Annotated in this window: 13 protein-coding genes; 8 read left to right on the forward strand and 5 right to left on the reverse strand. The window is 44.8% G+C overall.

The window, feature by feature from the left end:
- Positions 1–111 precede the first annotated feature (111 nt).
- A complete protein-coding gene (locus H6F56_RS18615) occupies positions 112–1,836 on the reverse strand; it encodes an S-layer homology domain-containing protein (protein WP_190671097.1) in 1,725 nt (574 codons plus the stop codon).
- Between the two features lie 138 nt (positions 1,837–1,974).
- On the opposite strand from H6F56_RS18615, the gene H6F56_RS18620 reads away from it, so the two are divergent.
- Positions 1,975–2,466 (forward strand): hypothetical protein, encoded by a 492-nt coding sequence (locus tag H6F56_RS18620; protein WP_190671098.1) that lies wholly within the window; start codon positions 1,975–1,977, stop codon positions 2,464–2,466.
- Positions 2,467–2,619: 153 nt separating this feature from the next.
- On the opposite strand, the gene H6F56_RS18625 is transcribed toward H6F56_RS18620, so the two are convergent.
- Together H6F56_RS18625 and H6F56_RS18630 are read right to left on the reverse strand one after the other, a co-directional pair.
- Positions 2,620–3,639 (reverse strand): GUN4 domain-containing protein, encoded by a 1,020-nt coding sequence (locus H6F56_RS18625; protein ID WP_190671099.1) that lies wholly within the window; start codon positions 3,637–3,639, stop codon positions 2,620–2,622.
- A 152-nt stretch (positions 3,640–3,791) separates the two neighbouring features.
- The gene (locus H6F56_RS18630; RefSeq protein ID WP_190671101.1) at positions 3,792–5,741 is read right to left on the reverse strand and encodes a caspase family protein; all 1,950 of its coding nucleotides are present in this window, start codon (positions 5,739–5,741) and stop codon (positions 3,792–3,794) included.
- A gap of 224 nt (positions 5,742–5,965) precedes the next feature.
- On the opposite strand from H6F56_RS18630, the gene H6F56_RS18635 reads away from it, so the two are divergent.
- The 4 genes from H6F56_RS18635 to H6F56_RS18650 all read left to right on the forward strand — a co-directional run bounded on the left by H6F56_RS18635 (position 5,966) and on the right by H6F56_RS18650 (position 9,049).
- The gene (locus tag H6F56_RS18635) at positions 5,966–6,523 is read left to right on the forward strand and encodes a peroxiredoxin (protein ID WP_190671103.1); all 558 of its coding nucleotides are present in this window, start codon (positions 5,966–5,968) and stop codon (positions 6,521–6,523) included.
- Positions 6,524–6,642: 119 nt separating this feature from the next.
- Positions 6,643–7,146 carry a hypothetical protein gene (locus H6F56_RS18640; RefSeq protein WP_190671106.1) on the forward strand — a complete coding sequence of 168 codons (504 nt, stop codon included), beginning with the start codon at positions 6,643–6,645 and terminating at the stop codon, positions 7,144–7,146.
- Positions 7,147–7,177: 31 nt separating this feature from the next.
- On the forward strand, positions 7,178–7,882 hold the full coding sequence (locus H6F56_RS18645; protein ID WP_190671108.1) for a response regulator transcription factor: 705 nt from the start codon (positions 7,178–7,180) through the stop codon (positions 7,880–7,882).
- Between the two features lie 75 nt (positions 7,883–7,957).
- Entirely contained in the window at positions 7,958–9,049 is a 1,092-nt protein-coding gene (locus H6F56_RS18650; protein ID WP_309236570.1) for a HAMP domain-containing sensor histidine kinase, read from the forward strand.
- Positions 9,050–9,215: 166 nt separating this feature from the next.
- On the opposite strand, the gene H6F56_RS26475 is transcribed toward H6F56_RS18650, so the two are convergent.
- Together H6F56_RS26475 and H6F56_RS26480 are read right to left on the reverse strand one after the other, a co-directional pair.
- Positions 9,216–9,503, reverse strand: a complete 288-nt coding sequence (locus H6F56_RS26475) for a hypothetical protein (protein WP_242032073.1) — start codon at positions 9,501–9,503, stop codon at positions 9,216–9,218.
- Between the two features lie 157 nt (positions 9,504–9,660).
- Positions 9,661–10,137 (reverse strand): hypothetical protein, encoded by a 477-nt coding sequence (locus tag H6F56_RS26480; protein WP_242032074.1) that lies wholly within the window; start codon positions 10,135–10,137, stop codon positions 9,661–9,663.
- A gap of 1,109 nt (positions 10,138–11,246) precedes the next feature.
- Between H6F56_RS26480 and H6F56_RS18660 the strand changes: the two genes are divergently transcribed.
- The 3 genes from H6F56_RS18660 to H6F56_RS18670 all read left to right on the forward strand — a co-directional run bounded on the left by H6F56_RS18660 (position 11,247) and on the right by H6F56_RS18670 (position 16,460).
- Positions 11,247–12,647, forward strand: coding sequence for a sugar porter family MFS transporter (locus H6F56_RS18660; RefSeq protein ID WP_190671110.1), 1,401 nt, complete (start codon positions 11,247–11,249; stop codon positions 12,645–12,647).
- Positions 12,648–12,780: 133 nt separating this feature from the next.
- Positions 12,781–13,422: a Uma2 family endonuclease gene (locus tag H6F56_RS18665; protein ID WP_190671231.1), complete on the forward strand. Its 642-nt coding sequence runs from the start codon at positions 12,781–12,783 to the stop codon at positions 13,420–13,422.
- 140 nt (positions 13,423–13,562) lie between these two features.
- Complete coding sequence (locus H6F56_RS18670; protein WP_190671112.1) at positions 13,563–16,460, forward strand: pentapeptide repeat-containing protein; 2,898 nt, start codon at positions 13,563–13,565, stop codon at positions 16,458–16,460.
- The last annotated feature ends 114 nt before the right edge of the window (positions 16,461–16,574 follow it).

Here is a 16,574-nt window from a genome sequence, read left to right on the forward strand (position 1 = left end):
TTCAATGTAGTCGTCAGGGCGAAGCATTCGGGTTAATAATCTTTATTTAATTCGAGCCATTATAGATTGATCCGAATGCTATGCCCTATTGGGCACACTGCGCTATCGCCTCTAACGCCAAACTTGAACGCCTCTACCTGACAATGTACTGGCAAAAACCTCACCGTTCGGGCTAAACGCAAATGGCCCTCCACCCGGTTCAATGGTTTGTAGAACTCGCCCCGTTGCCAAACTCCACAAAACTGCCTGATTTCTACCGGCACCACCAGGCGGTTGAAGATAAACATAACCCGCGAGGATCTGCCCATCTGGACTCAACTGGGAAACCCAAGCACGTTGGTAAGCCGGCTCGTTACTCAAAGGAATCACCCGACCGGCCTTTAAATCCCACATTCTTAACGCTTGAACACTCTTTGGATCTTCAGCTTGGGCAAGACAGTCATAACCGCAAGTGCTGGCGAGGGTTTGGCCACCGGCAACAAAGGCAAGCGTTCCCACCGCCCCTCCATTATCTAACGTGCGAAGCGCTTGGCCGGTTCCGAGATTCCATACTTTAATGGTTTTATCTTGACTGCCACTAGCAACGGTTTTACCATCTGGCGATATCTTCACCGCCGTTACTGTGCCTGAATGCCCCGTTAAGGTGCGGAGGAGTTGGCCGGTTTGCAAGTTCCATAGTTTGACGGTTTTATCGGAACTGCCGCTAGCAAGGGTTTTGCCATCCGCACTAAAAGCGATTGTCCGAACCGCGTAGGTGTGTCCGGTGAGGGTAGACACTTCTGCGCCGGTTTGTACGTTCCAGATTTTAATCGTTTTGTTAGACAAGCCGGCAGCGACAGTCTTCCCATCTGGACTGAAGGCAATTGACCAAATAATATCGCCGGTTAAGCCTGCTTCAGGCTCCTGGGAGGAAGCTTCAAAAGAGTGACCGGCTCTCCCTTTAAACAAGGTACGCACCAACTGGCCGGTTTGCAAATCCCAGAGGGAAAGGGTACTCTCATTGCCGCCACCGGCTCGCTCCTGGTTGTGGCTACCAATGGCCAAAATTTGGTTATCGGGACTAATAGCCAGTGAGGTTATTGCCGTGTACAGATTGTTGGAGATCGCGCTATCCAAGGGCAGTGTGTGTACCAGTTTCGCTTGCTCCCACGCTTTCCCTGCCTCTGTTGTAGTTGCCTGGGCAATATACTGTGCCGGCAGTGTAGACGGGGAGTTGCCGGCTAAAGCTTGGCACAAAAACGTTGCCACATCTGCGCGAGTGGCTTGCTGGTTTGGCTTCAGTGAGCGCACACTGGGATAATTCACTGCTAGACGCTTCTCAGTGGCAGCAGCGACAGCATTTAAAGCATAGTTTGGGATGTCTGCGCTATCTTCAAACGTTGCATTTAAGGTGAGAGGGGCAAACCGGCTTGGCTGATATTTCAATCCATTTGCCAGTGCGACTAACACTTGCACGCGAGGAATATTTTGGTTGGGATTAAATACTTGATTGGGATAACCAGAAAGAAAGCCGGTTCGATACGCTTGGCGAATTGCAGAGTAAGCCCAGTTACTTGAACTGACATCGTTAAAGGAACTGGCATCGCGCACCGGCGCAGTATTTGAGTATGCCTTATTAATCAAAGCAGCAAACTCGGCTCTCGTCACCGGCGCATTGGGGCGAAAGCTGCCATCAGGGTAGCCGGCAATTACCTGCTGAGTTGTTAGCTGTTCAATACAAGGTTTTGCCCAGTGATTTTGGATGTCTGCAAATTTGGTTTGAGCGGATGTGGGGACACTCATCAGTGCCGGCGTGACGCTCAAGGTTAGGAGAAAAGCCGATTTACTCAACTTCATAAATAGTGTTGTGCGAAATCGAATGCAACGGTTTTGTATCATCAATAACGGCTTGTGTTTAAAGCCGGCTGTTAGGAGGTTGTTAAGATAGCAACTATTTTCCGCAGCTTTTACCCAATACCCGGTAATAAAGCAGTTATGTCTTCACCGCAAACAATCAGAACGATTCCTTGGTTGTGGCTCATAGGAGTGTTCCTAATTTACACCCTGATAGGTCGGTTTACAGCTTCGCATTGGGCAGTTACTTTGGCTTGGAGTTGGAGTTTATCTTGGGCTGTAATGGCGACTTGGGCTGCGAGTTTGGCATTAGCTTGGACTTCGATGTGGGCTTCGGCTCTCGTGTCGAGAGGGGTTTGGTTTTTGGTTTTTGCTGTGCTTTCGGCTTTGTTTTGGTTTGGAATTGGGATTTTGTCTTTGACGGGATTCTATTTTATAGACTACCTTTGGCCTTTGATTACAATTTGGATGTTATTTTGGGTGTTTGCTGCGGCTTGGGCTGTTGCTGCGGCAGGAAAAGATTTAAGGCAGTTCTTTAGCAAGGTTCACACGTTTCTCATTTTGGCCGGCACGTCTTGGTTAGGGTTGCTTTTGGGAGGTTTCTTGCGAACTTTATTTAGTGGATATCGATAATTTGGAATCAGAAGAGTTGGATTTTTTTAACCGCAGATAAACGCAGATGTTAGCGAATATCTGCTGTTAGGTAGCAGATGAGCGCAGATAGTTTATCTGTGGTTAATAGAATTATCTTGGATGGGATTTTGCAAGAGTTTCTGTGATGCCGGCTTAAAGTTTACATAATTCTGCAAACTGTGGAAATTCTTTCCCTCTTACCCAACCGATGGTTACTGGAAGATGTCCAATCGGCGGGTTTTTAAAGTTGGGTTGCATTCCGTCTTTATATTCCAACTTTTGGCTTTGCCGATTGAGTTCTTTATCAACCAGTCTTTTAAATTTTTGCCCTTTTAGATTTCCCCAGCCAACGTTGCTGTACATTCTTTGCCAATCTTGTCCCTGCTTTTTATAAATAATTTGCTGAGCGCTAAAGCCTAATTTTTTATCACTGGCTTCTCTCCACGCCTTATCGATTTTTCTTAATTCAGCGCAAGGTAAACTTTCGATTTCTGTATAATCTAGATAACCCCGTGATTGCGATTTTCCTCCACCTAGCTTCAGAACCAATTCATACGTTTCTCGATCTGCTGCTTTCCATTTTTTTTGCCGTAAAGAGTTTTTAAGGTTAGTTAGGTTTAAAACTGGCTTTATCGGCTTTAGCTTTGGAGCATCTGGCATATTAACAGACATAGAATCTGCGGCAACAATGACTCTGGTAGGATGTTCAGTTAAAGATTTGAGAGCCGGCGATAAAATGATTGTAAAAATTAAACATCCCAAAATTGTGGCCAATCCGAGCCGTTTCCATTTATAATTTCCTAGCTTCGACTTTTTAATCGTTGCTCTGTTAGCCACAAATTCAGGTTGATAAAAATTACTTTTGTCCTGAATAAAAGTTTCTGAAGGTTTTACCTGTTTTGGAACTGCCGGCTCGAAAGACTGCGAGTTTAATTCGGTATAATTGCCGGTGAAACCTGCGTCTGTCCTGTTTTTTGAAAAACCTTCTTGAGCTGGGAGAGTTGCAGGAATTGCTGCCGACACTTCGCTAGATAATTCTGAAGAATCGACATTTAATTGTTTAAGTTTTTCAGCTTTAATTTGCTCTTCTAAAAGGGATTGTTTTCTCACCTCATTTTGAATCAACTTATTCAAAAGGACTCTGAAATAAGTTACTCCAATTGTTCCCACCATTAAACCTAGAAGGGCTAGGGCTAAGTAAACGAAGATAGCATTCCCTGAAAAGTCCATAATTTCCCCGTTTAATAGATTTTACAAAAAAGACAGTTACTATTCCGTTTCAATTAAAGCAAAAAAGGAGACTGTAAAAGTTTTTAGCCGGCAACTTAACTCAATACTTCACATTGCAACTGACGCCAGGATTCTAAACGCCACTTGGCAAAGCGTTTCCATTTGTCCATCAAGGCTTCATGAGCTAAATCAACCCATTCGTCTTCGTTAATCACGAGCAAGTTTGCTTCAATCAAACGATCAAGTAGATCGCTGATGAGTTGCCGGCTGGCTGAATTGGTGCCGGCAAGTTCTAATAACTGAGATTTAGGGACGCGTCGCCGTATATCCTTAATATTTGTCCCAAAAGACACTAAGTTCAAGAAAATTCGCTTGAGCCAATCTTGCTCCTGCTGTGTCAAACTTTGATAAAATTGTTCGGCATATTGGTCAATCGCTCCTAAAACACCTCCTAACTGTCGGTCCTTATTTAATGTTAGCTGGTGACTTTGTTGATCTCGTTCTTCCCAAAGTTGGGTAAGGGTAAACTGCAATAGCGGTAAATAGTTTTTCTCTTTCGTAATATCTTGCAGTATTGTTTCTAGTAACCCGGATTCTAACTCATAACCTTGAAGAATTGCCGGTGCTGTAATCGCTTGCTCTAAATCTTTTCCAACTAAAGGCGGGATATAAACAGCCCAATCTTGTATAAGTTGAATCAAAGAGGGTTCGTGCAAGCAAAGTGCGATAAAATCTGCCTGCATCGTAATCACAATTGCAAGCTGTCTGGAGGAAATTTCAGCAACTTGAGTTAACAGTTGAATAAAGCGATTGCGGGTTGCCGGCTCAGAACAAACTGCAAACACTTCTTCAAAGCGATCTACGACTAATAAAACCCGTTCTGAAATCGGCAGATGTTTCATTAACCAGTCTAAATCGGGCGCTTTGTCAACTAGAGAATCAACTTTTTCGGCATCGCTTGCCGGCAGCAATTGGGAAAAGGTGCGTTTTAATTCTGCAACTGGCTCATTCCCCGGCAGCATTTCTAACACTCGCCAGCTACTTGTTTCTAATAAAGGAATCAAGCCGGCTTGAATCACTGAAGATTTGCCACTTCCCGAAGCTCCAATCACCGGCACAAAATTAGCAACCTCCAGCTTTTGCCGGATCATTTGAATCACCTCCCGGCGTCCGAAAAAGAAGTCGGCACTCGTGCGATCAAACGGCAGCAATCCTTGATACGGACACGTTTCACCGGCAGCCGGTGGTGTCTGCTTGGGCGGGTAGCTAACGATACTCAGCGAACGACCTGAACTCATCCAGATTGGTTGTTGATACTCACCTTCTTCTCTATGGAGGTTGATATCTTCCAGCTTGCGCGAAATAAAGCCAAACAGCTCATCAATGCTAACTTGTCCATCACTGCCGGCATTCTCTGGCAGCAATCCTTCCAGCAAAGCTGTCGTAAAAGCGCTGTATCCCTTGCCGTAGCTTCTGGCAACATCAACATTCGCAAAGCTGCGGCAAGCGGCAATTAAATGACAATCTGGCTTATAAGTAAAAACACTCAGGGTTTTTCTAATGGAATCGCCTTCTAAAAAGTAATCGGCGTGGCAGCAATCCAGCAGAACCACTAAACTGCTCAGATCGGCTTGAGAAATTACATAATTAAGGCTGTCAAGGGCAACGCCATGTTGCTGTGCGACAATTTGCTTGCCCTCCATTTTGATCGTGCAGTCGGAGGCGGCGAGATAGCCTTTCTGCCGATCAAGTTCATCAAAGACAGTGATGCCATGACCGCTAAAGTAAATTAGCGCATCACTTCCTGCAGCTTGCTTTTGCAGAAATTCTAGCAGGACGCGCCCCAACTGTTTGCCGGTGACTCGCTCTTGCGCGACTTCATAGCATTCTTTTTCCGGATTCCAGCGCTTTGGTAAGCGTTCGACTTGGAAATCCCCATGCTTTTCCAGTCGTTGTGCAACCGCTTCTGCATCCCGGATCGGCTTTGTCAGGCTGGGTAAGCCGTCATAATCAGTAATCCCAACGACCAACGCATACCGCGTCATAACTACCCCTCATTGGCTGTTCGCGAGTAATAAGCACGACTTCTCTTTCCCCGATATGCAAATGCCACTCCCAAGTGCATTTTAACGGCACTGAGCAAATTTGAAGCATTCCAGATATTTTGCCTCCAGGGCAAAGGGTTACTCAGTTTTAAATTTGATCCCAAATCTTCTGGAAATTTCTAATAACTGTAAACTTGTGTAAAGTTTAGCGTTCAGTTTTGACTATGATCTCCCGCCGCACGTTCTTGAGCGTTTTGTTTGCCAGTTGCCTGACTTTATTAAGTTGGCTCAATTTTGTGCCCGCTGCCACTGCCCTTGGAGGTAAGTTGCCTGCTATGAATCAGCCGGCACCTGAATTCACCCTGCCGACGAACACGGGCGATGGTGAGGTTTCTTTGTCTGATTATCGCGGTCAGTGGGTCGTGCTTTATTTCTATCCCAAGGATTTTACCTCTGGCTGCACGTTGGAGGCACGCCGGTTTCAGCAAGACTTACCCAAATATGTCGATAAAAACGCTCAAATCTTGGGAGTGAGTGCGGATTCTGTTGATTCTCACGCGGAATTTTGCGATTCTGAAGGGCTGAAATTTCCGCTGTTAGCAGATGCCGGCGGCAGTGTCAGCAAAGCCTATGGCTCTTGGAACACCTTTCTCTCGATGCGTCATTCGTTTATTATTGACCCAGAGGGCATCCTGCGCGAAACCTTTGTTGATGTCAGACCGGCCATTCACAGCACCGAGGTTTTAGCTCGCCTCGACGAATTACAAGGCGCTGCTTCATAATAACGGGCATAGGGCAAGGCTTCGCCAACCTAAAGGTATGGGCATTAACCAACGCTCAATATTTTGATTGAAGCTTGATGACCCTTGCCCATGAGTTATTAGCAAGTTCGCAATTAGCTATGGATTTTGAACTTCAACCCCAGCCGCCTGCAGCGCCAGAAATGCCGGAGTTTGCTGAACCTCCCATTCCTGAGTCTTTGGAGTTGCGGCTGCCAGATTCCGATGAAGTGCTATCACTCAAAGCGGTTGAGGGATTGGAACTCGCTGTTAAACCCGTGCCGGTGAGCGTAACTTTAGAGAGAAACTCGACAGCGGCGAAAGCGTTTCTCTCTGAGCTGGCCCAAATTGACCGTAAAAGCATTTCCGATCAGGAACTACAGCCGGCTCGCATTCAAATAGGCTTGACTTTTGTTGGGTTTAGTGCATTGGCGATGGTTCTGTTGCTGTTGCATATCAGCAGCCTGCATCCAGGTTACAGCCTGGTAGAACGAATTGAGGCGTACTGGTATCAATACATTTGGTTTGTTTGCATGGGGGTTGCCGGCATGATGATGTTGGGAAGGGAGTCACTTCGGCAGCCGGTGATCGAGCGCCCCGATTCAGATCAGCCAAAACCTGAGTAATTTTAGCGCTGTTTAGCCGGCATATTGATACATGGAAATCTTAATTGTTGAGGATGAACTTGAAATTGCACGGCTAATACAGCATTCTCTAGAAGCAGAAGGTTTTTCCTGCCGTAGTTGTCGAGATGGCCTTAGTGCATTGCAGACGTTTCGAGAGCAACCGCCAGATTTGATTGTTTTAGACTTAATGATTCCGGGCTTGGATGGCTTGGAAGTATGCGCTCGAATTCGCCAAAAACCCGGCGAGAAAGACCCTTATATTTTGATGCTGACAGCTAAAGGTGAGGAAATTGATCGCGTCATTGGCTTATCCACCGGCGCTGATGATTATTTAGTGAAACCCTTTAGTCCAAGGGAATTGGTGGCTAGGGTTAGAGCACTATTGCGGCGTAGTATGCGGCAAACCGGCCAGACGCAAATTTACCGCACCCAACATTTCACAGTCGATGTAGACCGGCACACAGCCAGCCGGCATCTCACTGCCGATGAATCGGAAAGTTTAGATTTAACGACATTAGAATTTAATTTACTCACGACTTTTATCAGTTATCCGGGTCGGGTTTGGAATCGATCTCAGCTCATTGAGAAATTGTGGGGCGATGACTTTTTTGGAGATGAGCGAGTTGTTGATACTCATGTGGCAAGATTGCGTAAAAAAATTGAACCTGACCCAGCCAATCCGACTTTTATTAAAACGGTAACTGGTGTCGGTTATAAGTTTGAAGATTTAGCCTAAAGATATGAATGAGTTTTGGGTAAAAGTATCTGACAAATAAAAGGATTCACCTATTGGTAGTCAGAATCAATAATTGTGTCTAAAGTTAGTCTGCACTCACGCTTATTTTTATCACACCTCCTCGTGATGATGGTTGGGGTAGGCAGCTTTGTTGCGATTGCTAAAGTGTCTTCCCCTCGCTTTTTTGTTAGGCAACTTGAACAATTAGAAGGGCCGGGATTTACTTTACGCTATGCTCGAACTCAACTGATTCAAGGGTTTGATGTTGCCTGGAACCGGGGCACATTTTGGGCAGTGCTGGTAGGTGCTACGGCTGCCGGCGGCTTGAGTTATTGGGTGGCTAAACGGATTACCCAGCCTTTAACCCAAATCGAACAAATTACTCAAAAGTTTGCCGCCGGCAATTTGGATGAACGGATGCCGGCTAGTGAAATTCCAGAACTCAACCAATTGGGTGCCAGTTTTAACCGCATGGCGTCGAGTTTAGAAGGGGTGGAACAGCGACGCCGGCAATTAATTGGAGACTTAAGTCATGAGTTGCGGACTCCGCTAACCGTCATGCGGGGTTATTTAGAAGAGTTAGCCGATGGCAGAATTGACCCGTCTCCAGAAATTTACTTGCGACTGGTAACAGAAACACGGCGTTTAGAGCGGTTAGTTAACGATTTGCAAGAACTTTCTAAGGCTGAGGCTGGGTATTTGCCGATTAATCTTCAGCCGGTGAATTTGTATCCGTTATTAAAATCACTGGTAGAAAAATTTGCTGATCAACTGCTCGAAGATGGGCCGGTTTTGCAATTAGATTGTGCCGTGCAAGTGTTGCCGGCGTTAGCAGATATTGACCGCACCGAGCAAATTATGGTCAACTTGTTGGGTAACGCACTACGTCATACCACAGTCGGCTCTATTACTGTTCGTGCTTGGAATGAAACCGGCAAAGTTTGGATAGAGGTGATCGACACCGGCACCGGCATCGCACCCGAAGATTTGCCTCATGTTTTTGAGCGATTCTGGCGGGCTGATCGGTCGCGTTCTCGCCATTCTGGTGGCACCGGCATCGGTTTGGCGATTTCCCGCCGGCTGGTTGAGTTGCAAGGAGGTCAGATTCAGGTAGAAAGTCGGTTGGGAAAAGGAAGTATTTTCCGATTTTTCCTCCCCCAACCTTAAATACGTTGGGCTATAAACAAATCCTAAAAATTGCTTTGTGAATTAATCTCTACAACAGATCGACACAAAGTTTTCATACACCTGTCATATTGGGGTGTTAATTTACACCTGAAGGGGTAACAAGAGAGCTAGAAGATAAAGCAGATCTGAAGGGGTAACAAGAGAACTATAAGATAGAGCAGATAATGGTTTCTGCCCTTATACCTCGTTGATAAAAGTGGCGTTTATGGGAGGATTTACTGGTTAATTCTGTAGCCCATTGGTGATATTCTTCCAAGTTTTTTACCCAGATTTCTCCATCTAACCCAACACCAAAGGTGCTGCGTCTTCGAGAGATTCTCCCGGATTCTTTGGGACGACAGACATATTTTTGTCCCTGATGTCTGTTGATTTGACCCCCGGACATGGTTGAGTGTAAATAAGCCAGAGACATCACCAAAATCATTGCGTTCAATCGCTCTCCTCTTAATCCAGTACTTTCTAGGTTATAGCCCCACTTTTACAGTCTCGGAACATCTCTATGCCTAACAGCAGGCTTCGCCAACAATGCCCATTCTTCTTTTCTACACTTGGATGGCAACCGTTAAGCTTCCCAGATTTGTCAAAATAAACTAAGGCCCTTTTGTGATTTGACCCCGGGAGTTTCTTTTCCATTTCGCTGCTAGGGCAAATCCTGAAACTGGCTCGGTTTTCCGGATTCTCTTCCCTTGATAATATAAAGCAACGCCCGGTTTAATTGATAACTCATCCAATCGCTGCCAAATTTGATTTTCGACTTCCACACACGTATTCTTTTTCAACTTTAAGCAAAAGCCGACATTCCTTGTCTGGAGATATTCAGCTAAATCTAGGGAAGAAAACTCTCGGTCTCCTAACCCCACTATTTCATATTCTTTGAATATTGCTAAAACTGGGGCAAGTACACTTTCTTGTTCCTCGAAGTTACTATTGCCTAAGTGGGGCAGTAATCTCCAAGCTAAGGGAATGGCTCTTGTTGACCAAATCACGCTCACCATCAGCAAGTTGATATTTTTCCACTGGCTGCGGTCAATCGCTAGGTATAACTTCTGTTTCGACTTTTTTGGCACCGAGTTCTCAAGCCAATCACTAATGATGGGCCACAGTAAGCGACTGATTGTTAAGCCCGCTAAGTCCAAGAATTTTTGTAACTTTCTGCGCCGGCCTTCACAAGTTATTCACAGTGGAAAGACTCTCGCTATGGTTTCTAGTCTGACTTCTTTTTCGGCTTGAATGATGTTGATTAGAATTAGCAACATCAGGAACTGGGCGAGGCCCAGTTGCTTCTCGAGATGCTCGTGATAAAATTGCATTAGTATTTTTTTGATTTTTGGGTTTGCTTGTCACTATAGCCGACACATCTTTTTTTGTTGAACAAGCTCTGAGCCTTTTGTGTCAAGGTTTCAGCTTCCTTGTTACCTCCCAGTGTGGATAGCAACGCTTTAAACACCCAATCTATCATTATTGTCGGATAGTTATAATACAATTTTAGTTCTGATGAGGCTGGAGAGATTACTAAAGCTTCTAAAGCCGGCTACATTCTTAGCTATTAGCCTAAAAAATCATTAATTACATCACTAAATTTTCTAATAATTAGAGAAATGAGCGCCTTCTTATATAAGTTTTGCTTTTTTTATTCTATTAAACTTAAGTTTAGGCATTATTAAACGCAGAATATTATTTTGAAAATTTTAGTACAACTCAACTTAAAAAAATTTTTTAATTATTAGATAAATTTAAGTAGTATTTAAAACCTTGCTTTCCTAGATTTTTGAAGATTTAGGTCTAAAAATATCATGTTAACTTTCTTTGATGAATGTTACAGTTCCTTACAATTTTTTCGCTTTAGTCCTAAAGATTGATGCGAGTAAAGGCATTAGAACGAAAGAATATTCCTGTAGCGAGAAATAAATTTACATCCTTCTCATAAGCCGGTTTATGCCAGCTCTAACATTAAACACGGACTAGACAGGGAAGCTGAAGAGCAGGCAAATCTGGTCATTGTCCCGCTCGTTTACAAAAGTAGAAATTGCTAAGTTCATAAGCAATCTCTAGGATAGCAAACTATTTGTAGCGGTTGCTTATTATTCCTTGGCAAAGTTTTTATCTTAAGGTTCGTTTCGTATAGATAAGCGAACCGAAATCAATTTAGCTGTGTATTTGATAGGAAAATCAACCAATGAGGATTGATAACAAACCAGTTATTCATAAAGCCAACACATCCTATGTGCTAATGCTGGCACTGGTGGCGGCTATTGGCGGCTTTTTGTTTGGTTTTGATACGGCTGTGATTAATGGTGCAGTAGGAGCTTTGGGAAGAGCTTTTCAGGCGAATAGTGTGGAAGTAGGATTGGCAGTTTCCTCGGCATTACTGGGTTCGGCGGCGGGAGCTTTTTTCGCCGGCCAACTCGCTGATCGTTACGGGCGGGTAAAAACCATGATCGTTGCCGCCGGCCTGTTTTTGCTCAGCGCCATCGGTTCCGGGATTGCCTTTGGTATTTGGGATTTCATGTTTTGGCGATTGGTGGGCGGCTTAGCTGTGGGTGCTGCCAGCGTAATTGCCCCTGCCTATATTGCTGAAGTCTCACCGGCACATCTACGCGGACGGCTGGGTTCTCTCCAGCAGTTGGCGATCGTTACCGGCATCTTCGTCGCCTTACTAAGCGATTACTTCATCGCTGTGGGTGCCGGTTCTGCTGATGCTCCTTTTTGGTTTGGAGTGCCGGCTTGGCGTTGGATGTTCTGGACTGAAGTACCACCGGCTATCCTCTACGCGGTTGGGGCGCTGATGATTCCAGAATCACCCCGCTATTTGGTTGCACAAGGACGGGAAGCGGAAGCGGGGGCTGTTTTAGCGCGGGTTCTAGGTGGGGATGTTCAGGCTAAAATCGTGGAGATCCGGCAGACAGTCTTGCGGGAACGCAAGCCCCAAATGTCCGATCTTGTAGGCCGGCATGGTCTTCTGTCCATTGTCTGGATCGGTACTGGGCTATCCGTCTTTCAACAGTTGGTGGGGATTAACGTGATTTTCTACTACAGCAGTGTGCTGTGGCAAGCAGTGGGTTTTTCCGAGCAAAATTCCCTCTGGATTACTGTAATTACCAGTATCACCAATATTGTAACGACGCTGATAGCGATCGCTTTTGTAGACAAGTTTGGACGCAAACCTCTGCTGATCTTGGGTTCGATTGGCATGACGCTGACCCTAGGAACACTCGCGACAGTCTTTGGCAGTGCGACACTAGACGCTGCCGGCAACCCCGCCTTAACTGGAAACGCCGGCATTATTGCCCTGCTAGCTGCTAACCTCTACGTCTTTTGCTTTGGCTTCTCTTGGGGTCCCGTGGTTTGGGTGATGTTAGGAGAGATGTTTAACAATAGAATTCGAGGTGCTGCCCTATCCGTTGCTGCTACTGCCCAATGGATTGCCAACTTTGTCGTCTCTACGAGCTTTCCCCCTCTCAAGGAGGTGGGATTGGGTTTTGCTTATGGTTTATATACGACTGCTGCCGCGATTTCTCTATTCTTTGTAATCTTTTTGATTAAGGAAACGAAGGGTAAAGAACTGGAAGAAATGTAATAAAAGCCGGCTTCCAGTTAACAGAAAATACCATTGTCGGATTGGGGATAATTTTACTTAGATAAGTTCCCCAATCCGTTGTTGTGTTTGCGGTCAAGTTACAATATCAGCTATCCGTAGCGGAGGTGCCATGATGAGCCGGCTACAAGCTAAATTACAAATTGATACTTGGGTGAATGCCACTTGGGAGGAATACCTTCTGGTTATCAGCGATCCTGCCTATGAAAAAGCTAGAGGCTATTACTATAACGGACGCATGAGGTTGGAAATGTCTCCACTTGGTAATCCCCATTCCCGCGATCATTTTATTGTTATTGCGGCGATTGCTCTGTTTGCAAGTATTCGGGGCATCGACTTGGACGGACACGACAACTGTACTTACCGCAAAGCCGGCAGTGAGGAAGCGCAACCGGATGTCTCGTTTTATCTGGGTGAGAATGCAGAGATTGTACCTTGGGAAGCAACCATCATCGATCTGGATACTTACCCAACCCCAGATTTAGTGATTGAAGTTGCTTATTCTTCTCTGGCTGATGACAAAGGGGAGAAACGTTTACTTTACGAATCACTTGGAGTTCGTGAGTATTGGATTATTGACGTGCAAAATGTTCAAGTAATTGCATTTGAGATTCAAAATCGAGGCAGTCGCAGAATTGAGCAATCTCAGGTGCTTGCCGGGTTAGAAATTGCGGTTTTAGAGGAAGCTTTTCGACGGAGCCGACAAATGAATCATGGTAAAGTAAGTGCCTGGTTGCTGTCTCAGTTTCAATCTTGATGACTGCTGCGGTTTATCCTCTGCATCTATGAGCGCGGTTGCTCATCACTGAAACTCCTGCTTCTGCCTACTGACTGTTGTTAGATTAATTGTTTAAATAGATCAGCTAAGAATAGAACTGCAAAAATTACTGAAAACCTATGAGCCATGAGACTGGAGTATCAATCACCAAGCCTGTTGGAGTTTTGAAGAAATCCATCAAGGTCAATTTCAGAGATATATTCAAAGCACTGGGTAAAGCTGGAGTTGATGCTAGCTTTGGCAAGTGGGACAGCCTTGCAGGAGACGGAATCGAGGTTCTTGCAGCACTGGGACTGTCGGCAGGAGTTGGTGAAATTGCTTGGTTGCTAGTCTACCGCTCACTACTTCAGGCAATGCAGAATTTGGTGGAAGAGAAGACAGAGCTGGAGAGTGAGCGATTTAATGTTAAGGCGTTACACCAGCAGGTTAACGCAGCTTTAGAGAACAGCAGCCTAACTATCAACAAGAAATTTTTTGACCAGCCTGAAAAAGATTCTCTCCTTAATGCAGTGCAGCCTCCCTTTGTGGAGTGGCTACAGAGTTCTGGACTGAGTGAAGCAGAGGCACAGGCGCTCAGTTATCGGTTACCGATTTACTTTGCAATGGCGCTACATAATGAATGGGGTAATCGCCCGAAAGATTATGCAGCACTCAAAGAAAAACTGGATACTCCCTTTATCCAGGCTAATGAGCGAGCACAAGGAAGGTTGCGCTACTCAACCTGGCTTCAGAAGCAGGTGGAAGAGCCGATGTTTTTGGAAGCCTTCAGTTTGAAACAGGTCTATGTGCCACTACGAGCCTACTACAGCCGCAAATGTGAAGGTCATAAAGGCGATGAATTAGAAGCACGAATTAGAGGGAGTAGGGAAGAGGATAAAATTGTTGTTGATTTGGCAAACGAACTAGAAGACTGGCTTACCAAGCCTAAGAAAGATGATGCGATTCGGTTGATTAGTGGCGATCCAGGGAGTGGTAAGTCCTCCTTTGCCAAGTTTTTTGCTGCAAAGCAGGCAGAAAAAGGAACAATTCCTGTTTTGTTTATTCCACTACATCATTTTGAGCCATCAGATGATCTAGTCGATGCCGTAGGGCGATTTGTAAAAGCAGATGGGTTTCTTCCTCACAATCCGCTTGATTCAGAGACTGGCGAGTCTCGCTTGCTAATTATTTTTGATGGATTAGATGAACTTGCCATGCAGGGCAGGGTTGCCGAAAAAACTGCTCAAGACTTCGTGCGAGAAGTTCAACGAAAAGTTGAACGGTTCAATATGCGTGAGCCTCGCTTGCAGGTATTGATTAGTGGTCGCCAACTGGTTGTTCAAGCAAACAGTACCGACTTTCGTAAAGAGGGGCAAATTTTCCATGTTTTGCCTTACTTTATTTCAGAAAATGATCGCAAGGGCTATGTTGATAGGGAAGAGCTTTTAAAACAGGATCAGCGGCAGCTCTGGTGGCAGTATTACGGTAAGGCAAGTGGTTTGGGGTATGAGGGCTTACCTCCTGAACTAGACAAGGGCAATCTGACCGAAATTACTGCTCAACCGCTGCTGAATTATTTGGTTGCTCTCAGTCTCAAGCGAGGCAAACTTGGATTTTCTGAAGAGACAAACCTAAATGTAATTTATGATGACTTGCTGAAAGCAATCTATGAACGTGGTTGGGAAGGACATCAACATGCCGCAACTCAAGGAATCGAAGAAAAGGATTTTGTTCGCATCCTAGAAGAAGTTGCCTTAGCTGCGTGGCATGGAGATGGGCGAATAACTACTGTTCGAGCTATCGAAACGCATTGCGACAATAGTGGCTTAAAGAATCTACTACAGCGGTTCCAGGAAGGATTTAAGGAAGATTCTAAAGCTAGTGTGACGCGACTACTCACGGCTTTCTACTTCCGGCAAAGTGGCTATAAGGAAGGGGAGAAAACTTTTGAATTCACTCACAAAAGCTTTGGTGAATATCTGACGGCAAAACGCATTGTTCGAGAAGTTCGCCTCATCCATAAAAAACTTCAGGATCGGAAGCGTGATCCTGATGATGGTTGGGATGAACGTGACGCTTTACATCGCTGGGCATTACTCTGTGGCTCCTCTAGAATGGATGAATATTTATTCAACTTTGTTCTGGATGAAATGCGGTTGCAAAATTTACCAGATGCAGATGAATGGCAGGAAACCTTTTGTCATCTGATTGGATTTATGCTGCGACATGGAATGCCAATGGAACGGCTAAATCCTAGACCTGAGTTTCAAGAGGAGAATCAACAAGCACGTAATGCAGAGGAAGCATTACTAGCTGTTTTAAATAGCTGTGCACGTATAACTGAAAAAATTTCGAGGATTGAAGGATTATCTCTAATATCGTTTGGTTCACTGATTTCAAGAATTCAACAACAAAGGTTTGGGCCTAAAAATTCACTTATTTTTGATTGTCTTAGCTTTTTAGATTTAAGTAATTACCTTTTCGATATGCGCGATTTTTATCGTGCAAATTTGCAAAAATCCGCTTTTATTGGCTCTAACTTACATTATGCAATGCTTTTTGGGGCAAATCTTTATGAATCAAATTTAACACGTACTCAACTGCCGTGGGCAAATCTCGAAAATGCTAATCTCGAAAGAGCGAATCTTTCAGAGGCTAATCTCGAAGGAGCGAATCTTTCAGATGCTAGTCTTAAAGAAGCGAATCTTTCAGATGCTAATCTTGAAAGAGCGAATCTTTCAGATGCTAGTCTTGAAGGAGCGAATCTTTCAGATGCTAATCTTGAAGGAGCGAATCTGACAGAAGCAAATCTCGAAGGAGCGAATCTTTCAAAGGCTAATCTCGAAGGAGCTAATCTTTCAGATGCTAATCTCGAAGGAGCTAATCTTTCAGATGCTAATCTCGAAGGAGCAAATCTCGAAGGAGCAAATCTCGAAGGAGCAAATCTCGAAGGAGCAAATCTCGAAGGAGCAAATCTCGAAGGAGCAAATCTGAGAGAAGCAAATATCGAGGGAACAGATTTAAAGGGGTTAATTTGAAAAATGCTAAATTGAAAGGGGCTAATTTGAAGGAGCTATTCCTGAAGAGTTCCGTCGCAAAGATCGTATTTCAAAGGCAAATTTTGAAGAAGCAAGTCTAAATGAAGCAATATT

Origin of the sequence: Microcoleus sp. FACHB-672 (genome assembly GCF_014695725.1) — a bacterium.
Classification (GTDB): domain Bacteria; phylum Cyanobacteriota; class Cyanobacteriia; order Cyanobacteriales; family Oscillatoriaceae; genus FACHB-68.

Bases quoted from the DNA above. Each gene is read 5' to 3' on its own strand.
- H6F56_RS18615 (WP_190671097.1), bottom strand. From the start codon at position 1,836: ATGAAGTTGAGTAAATCGGCTTTTCTCCTAACCTTGAGCGTCACGCCG.
- H6F56_RS18620 (WP_190671098.1), top strand. From the start codon at position 1,975: ATGTCTTCACCGCAAACAATCAGAACGATTCCTTGGTTGTGGCTCATA.
- H6F56_RS18625 (WP_190671099.1), bottom strand. From the start codon at position 3,639: ATGGTGGGAACAATTGGAGTAACTTATTTCAGAGTCCTTTTGAATAAG.
- H6F56_RS18630 (WP_190671101.1), bottom strand. From the start codon at position 5,741: ATGACGCGGTATGCGTTGGTCGTTGGGATTACTGATTATGACGGCTTA.
- H6F56_RS18635 (WP_190671103.1), top strand. From the start codon at position 5,966: ATGATCTCCCGCCGCACGTTCTTGAGCGTTTTGTTTGCCAGTTGCCTG.
- H6F56_RS18640 (WP_190671106.1), top strand. From the start codon at position 6,643: ATGGATTTTGAACTTCAACCCCAGCCGCCTGCAGCGCCAGAAATGCCG.
- H6F56_RS18645 (WP_190671108.1), top strand. From the start codon at position 7,178: ATGGAAATCTTAATTGTTGAGGATGAACTTGAAATTGCACGGCTAATA.
- H6F56_RS18660 (WP_190671110.1), top strand. From the start codon at position 11,247: ATGAGGATTGATAACAAACCAGTTATTCATAAAGCCAACACATCCTAT.
- H6F56_RS18665 (WP_190671231.1), top strand. From the start codon at position 12,781: ATGAGCCGGCTACAAGCTAAATTACAAATTGATACTTGGGTGAATGCC.
- H6F56_RS18670 (WP_190671112.1), top strand. From the start codon at position 13,563: ATGAGCCATGAGACTGGAGTATCAATCACCAAGCCTGTTGGAGTTTTG.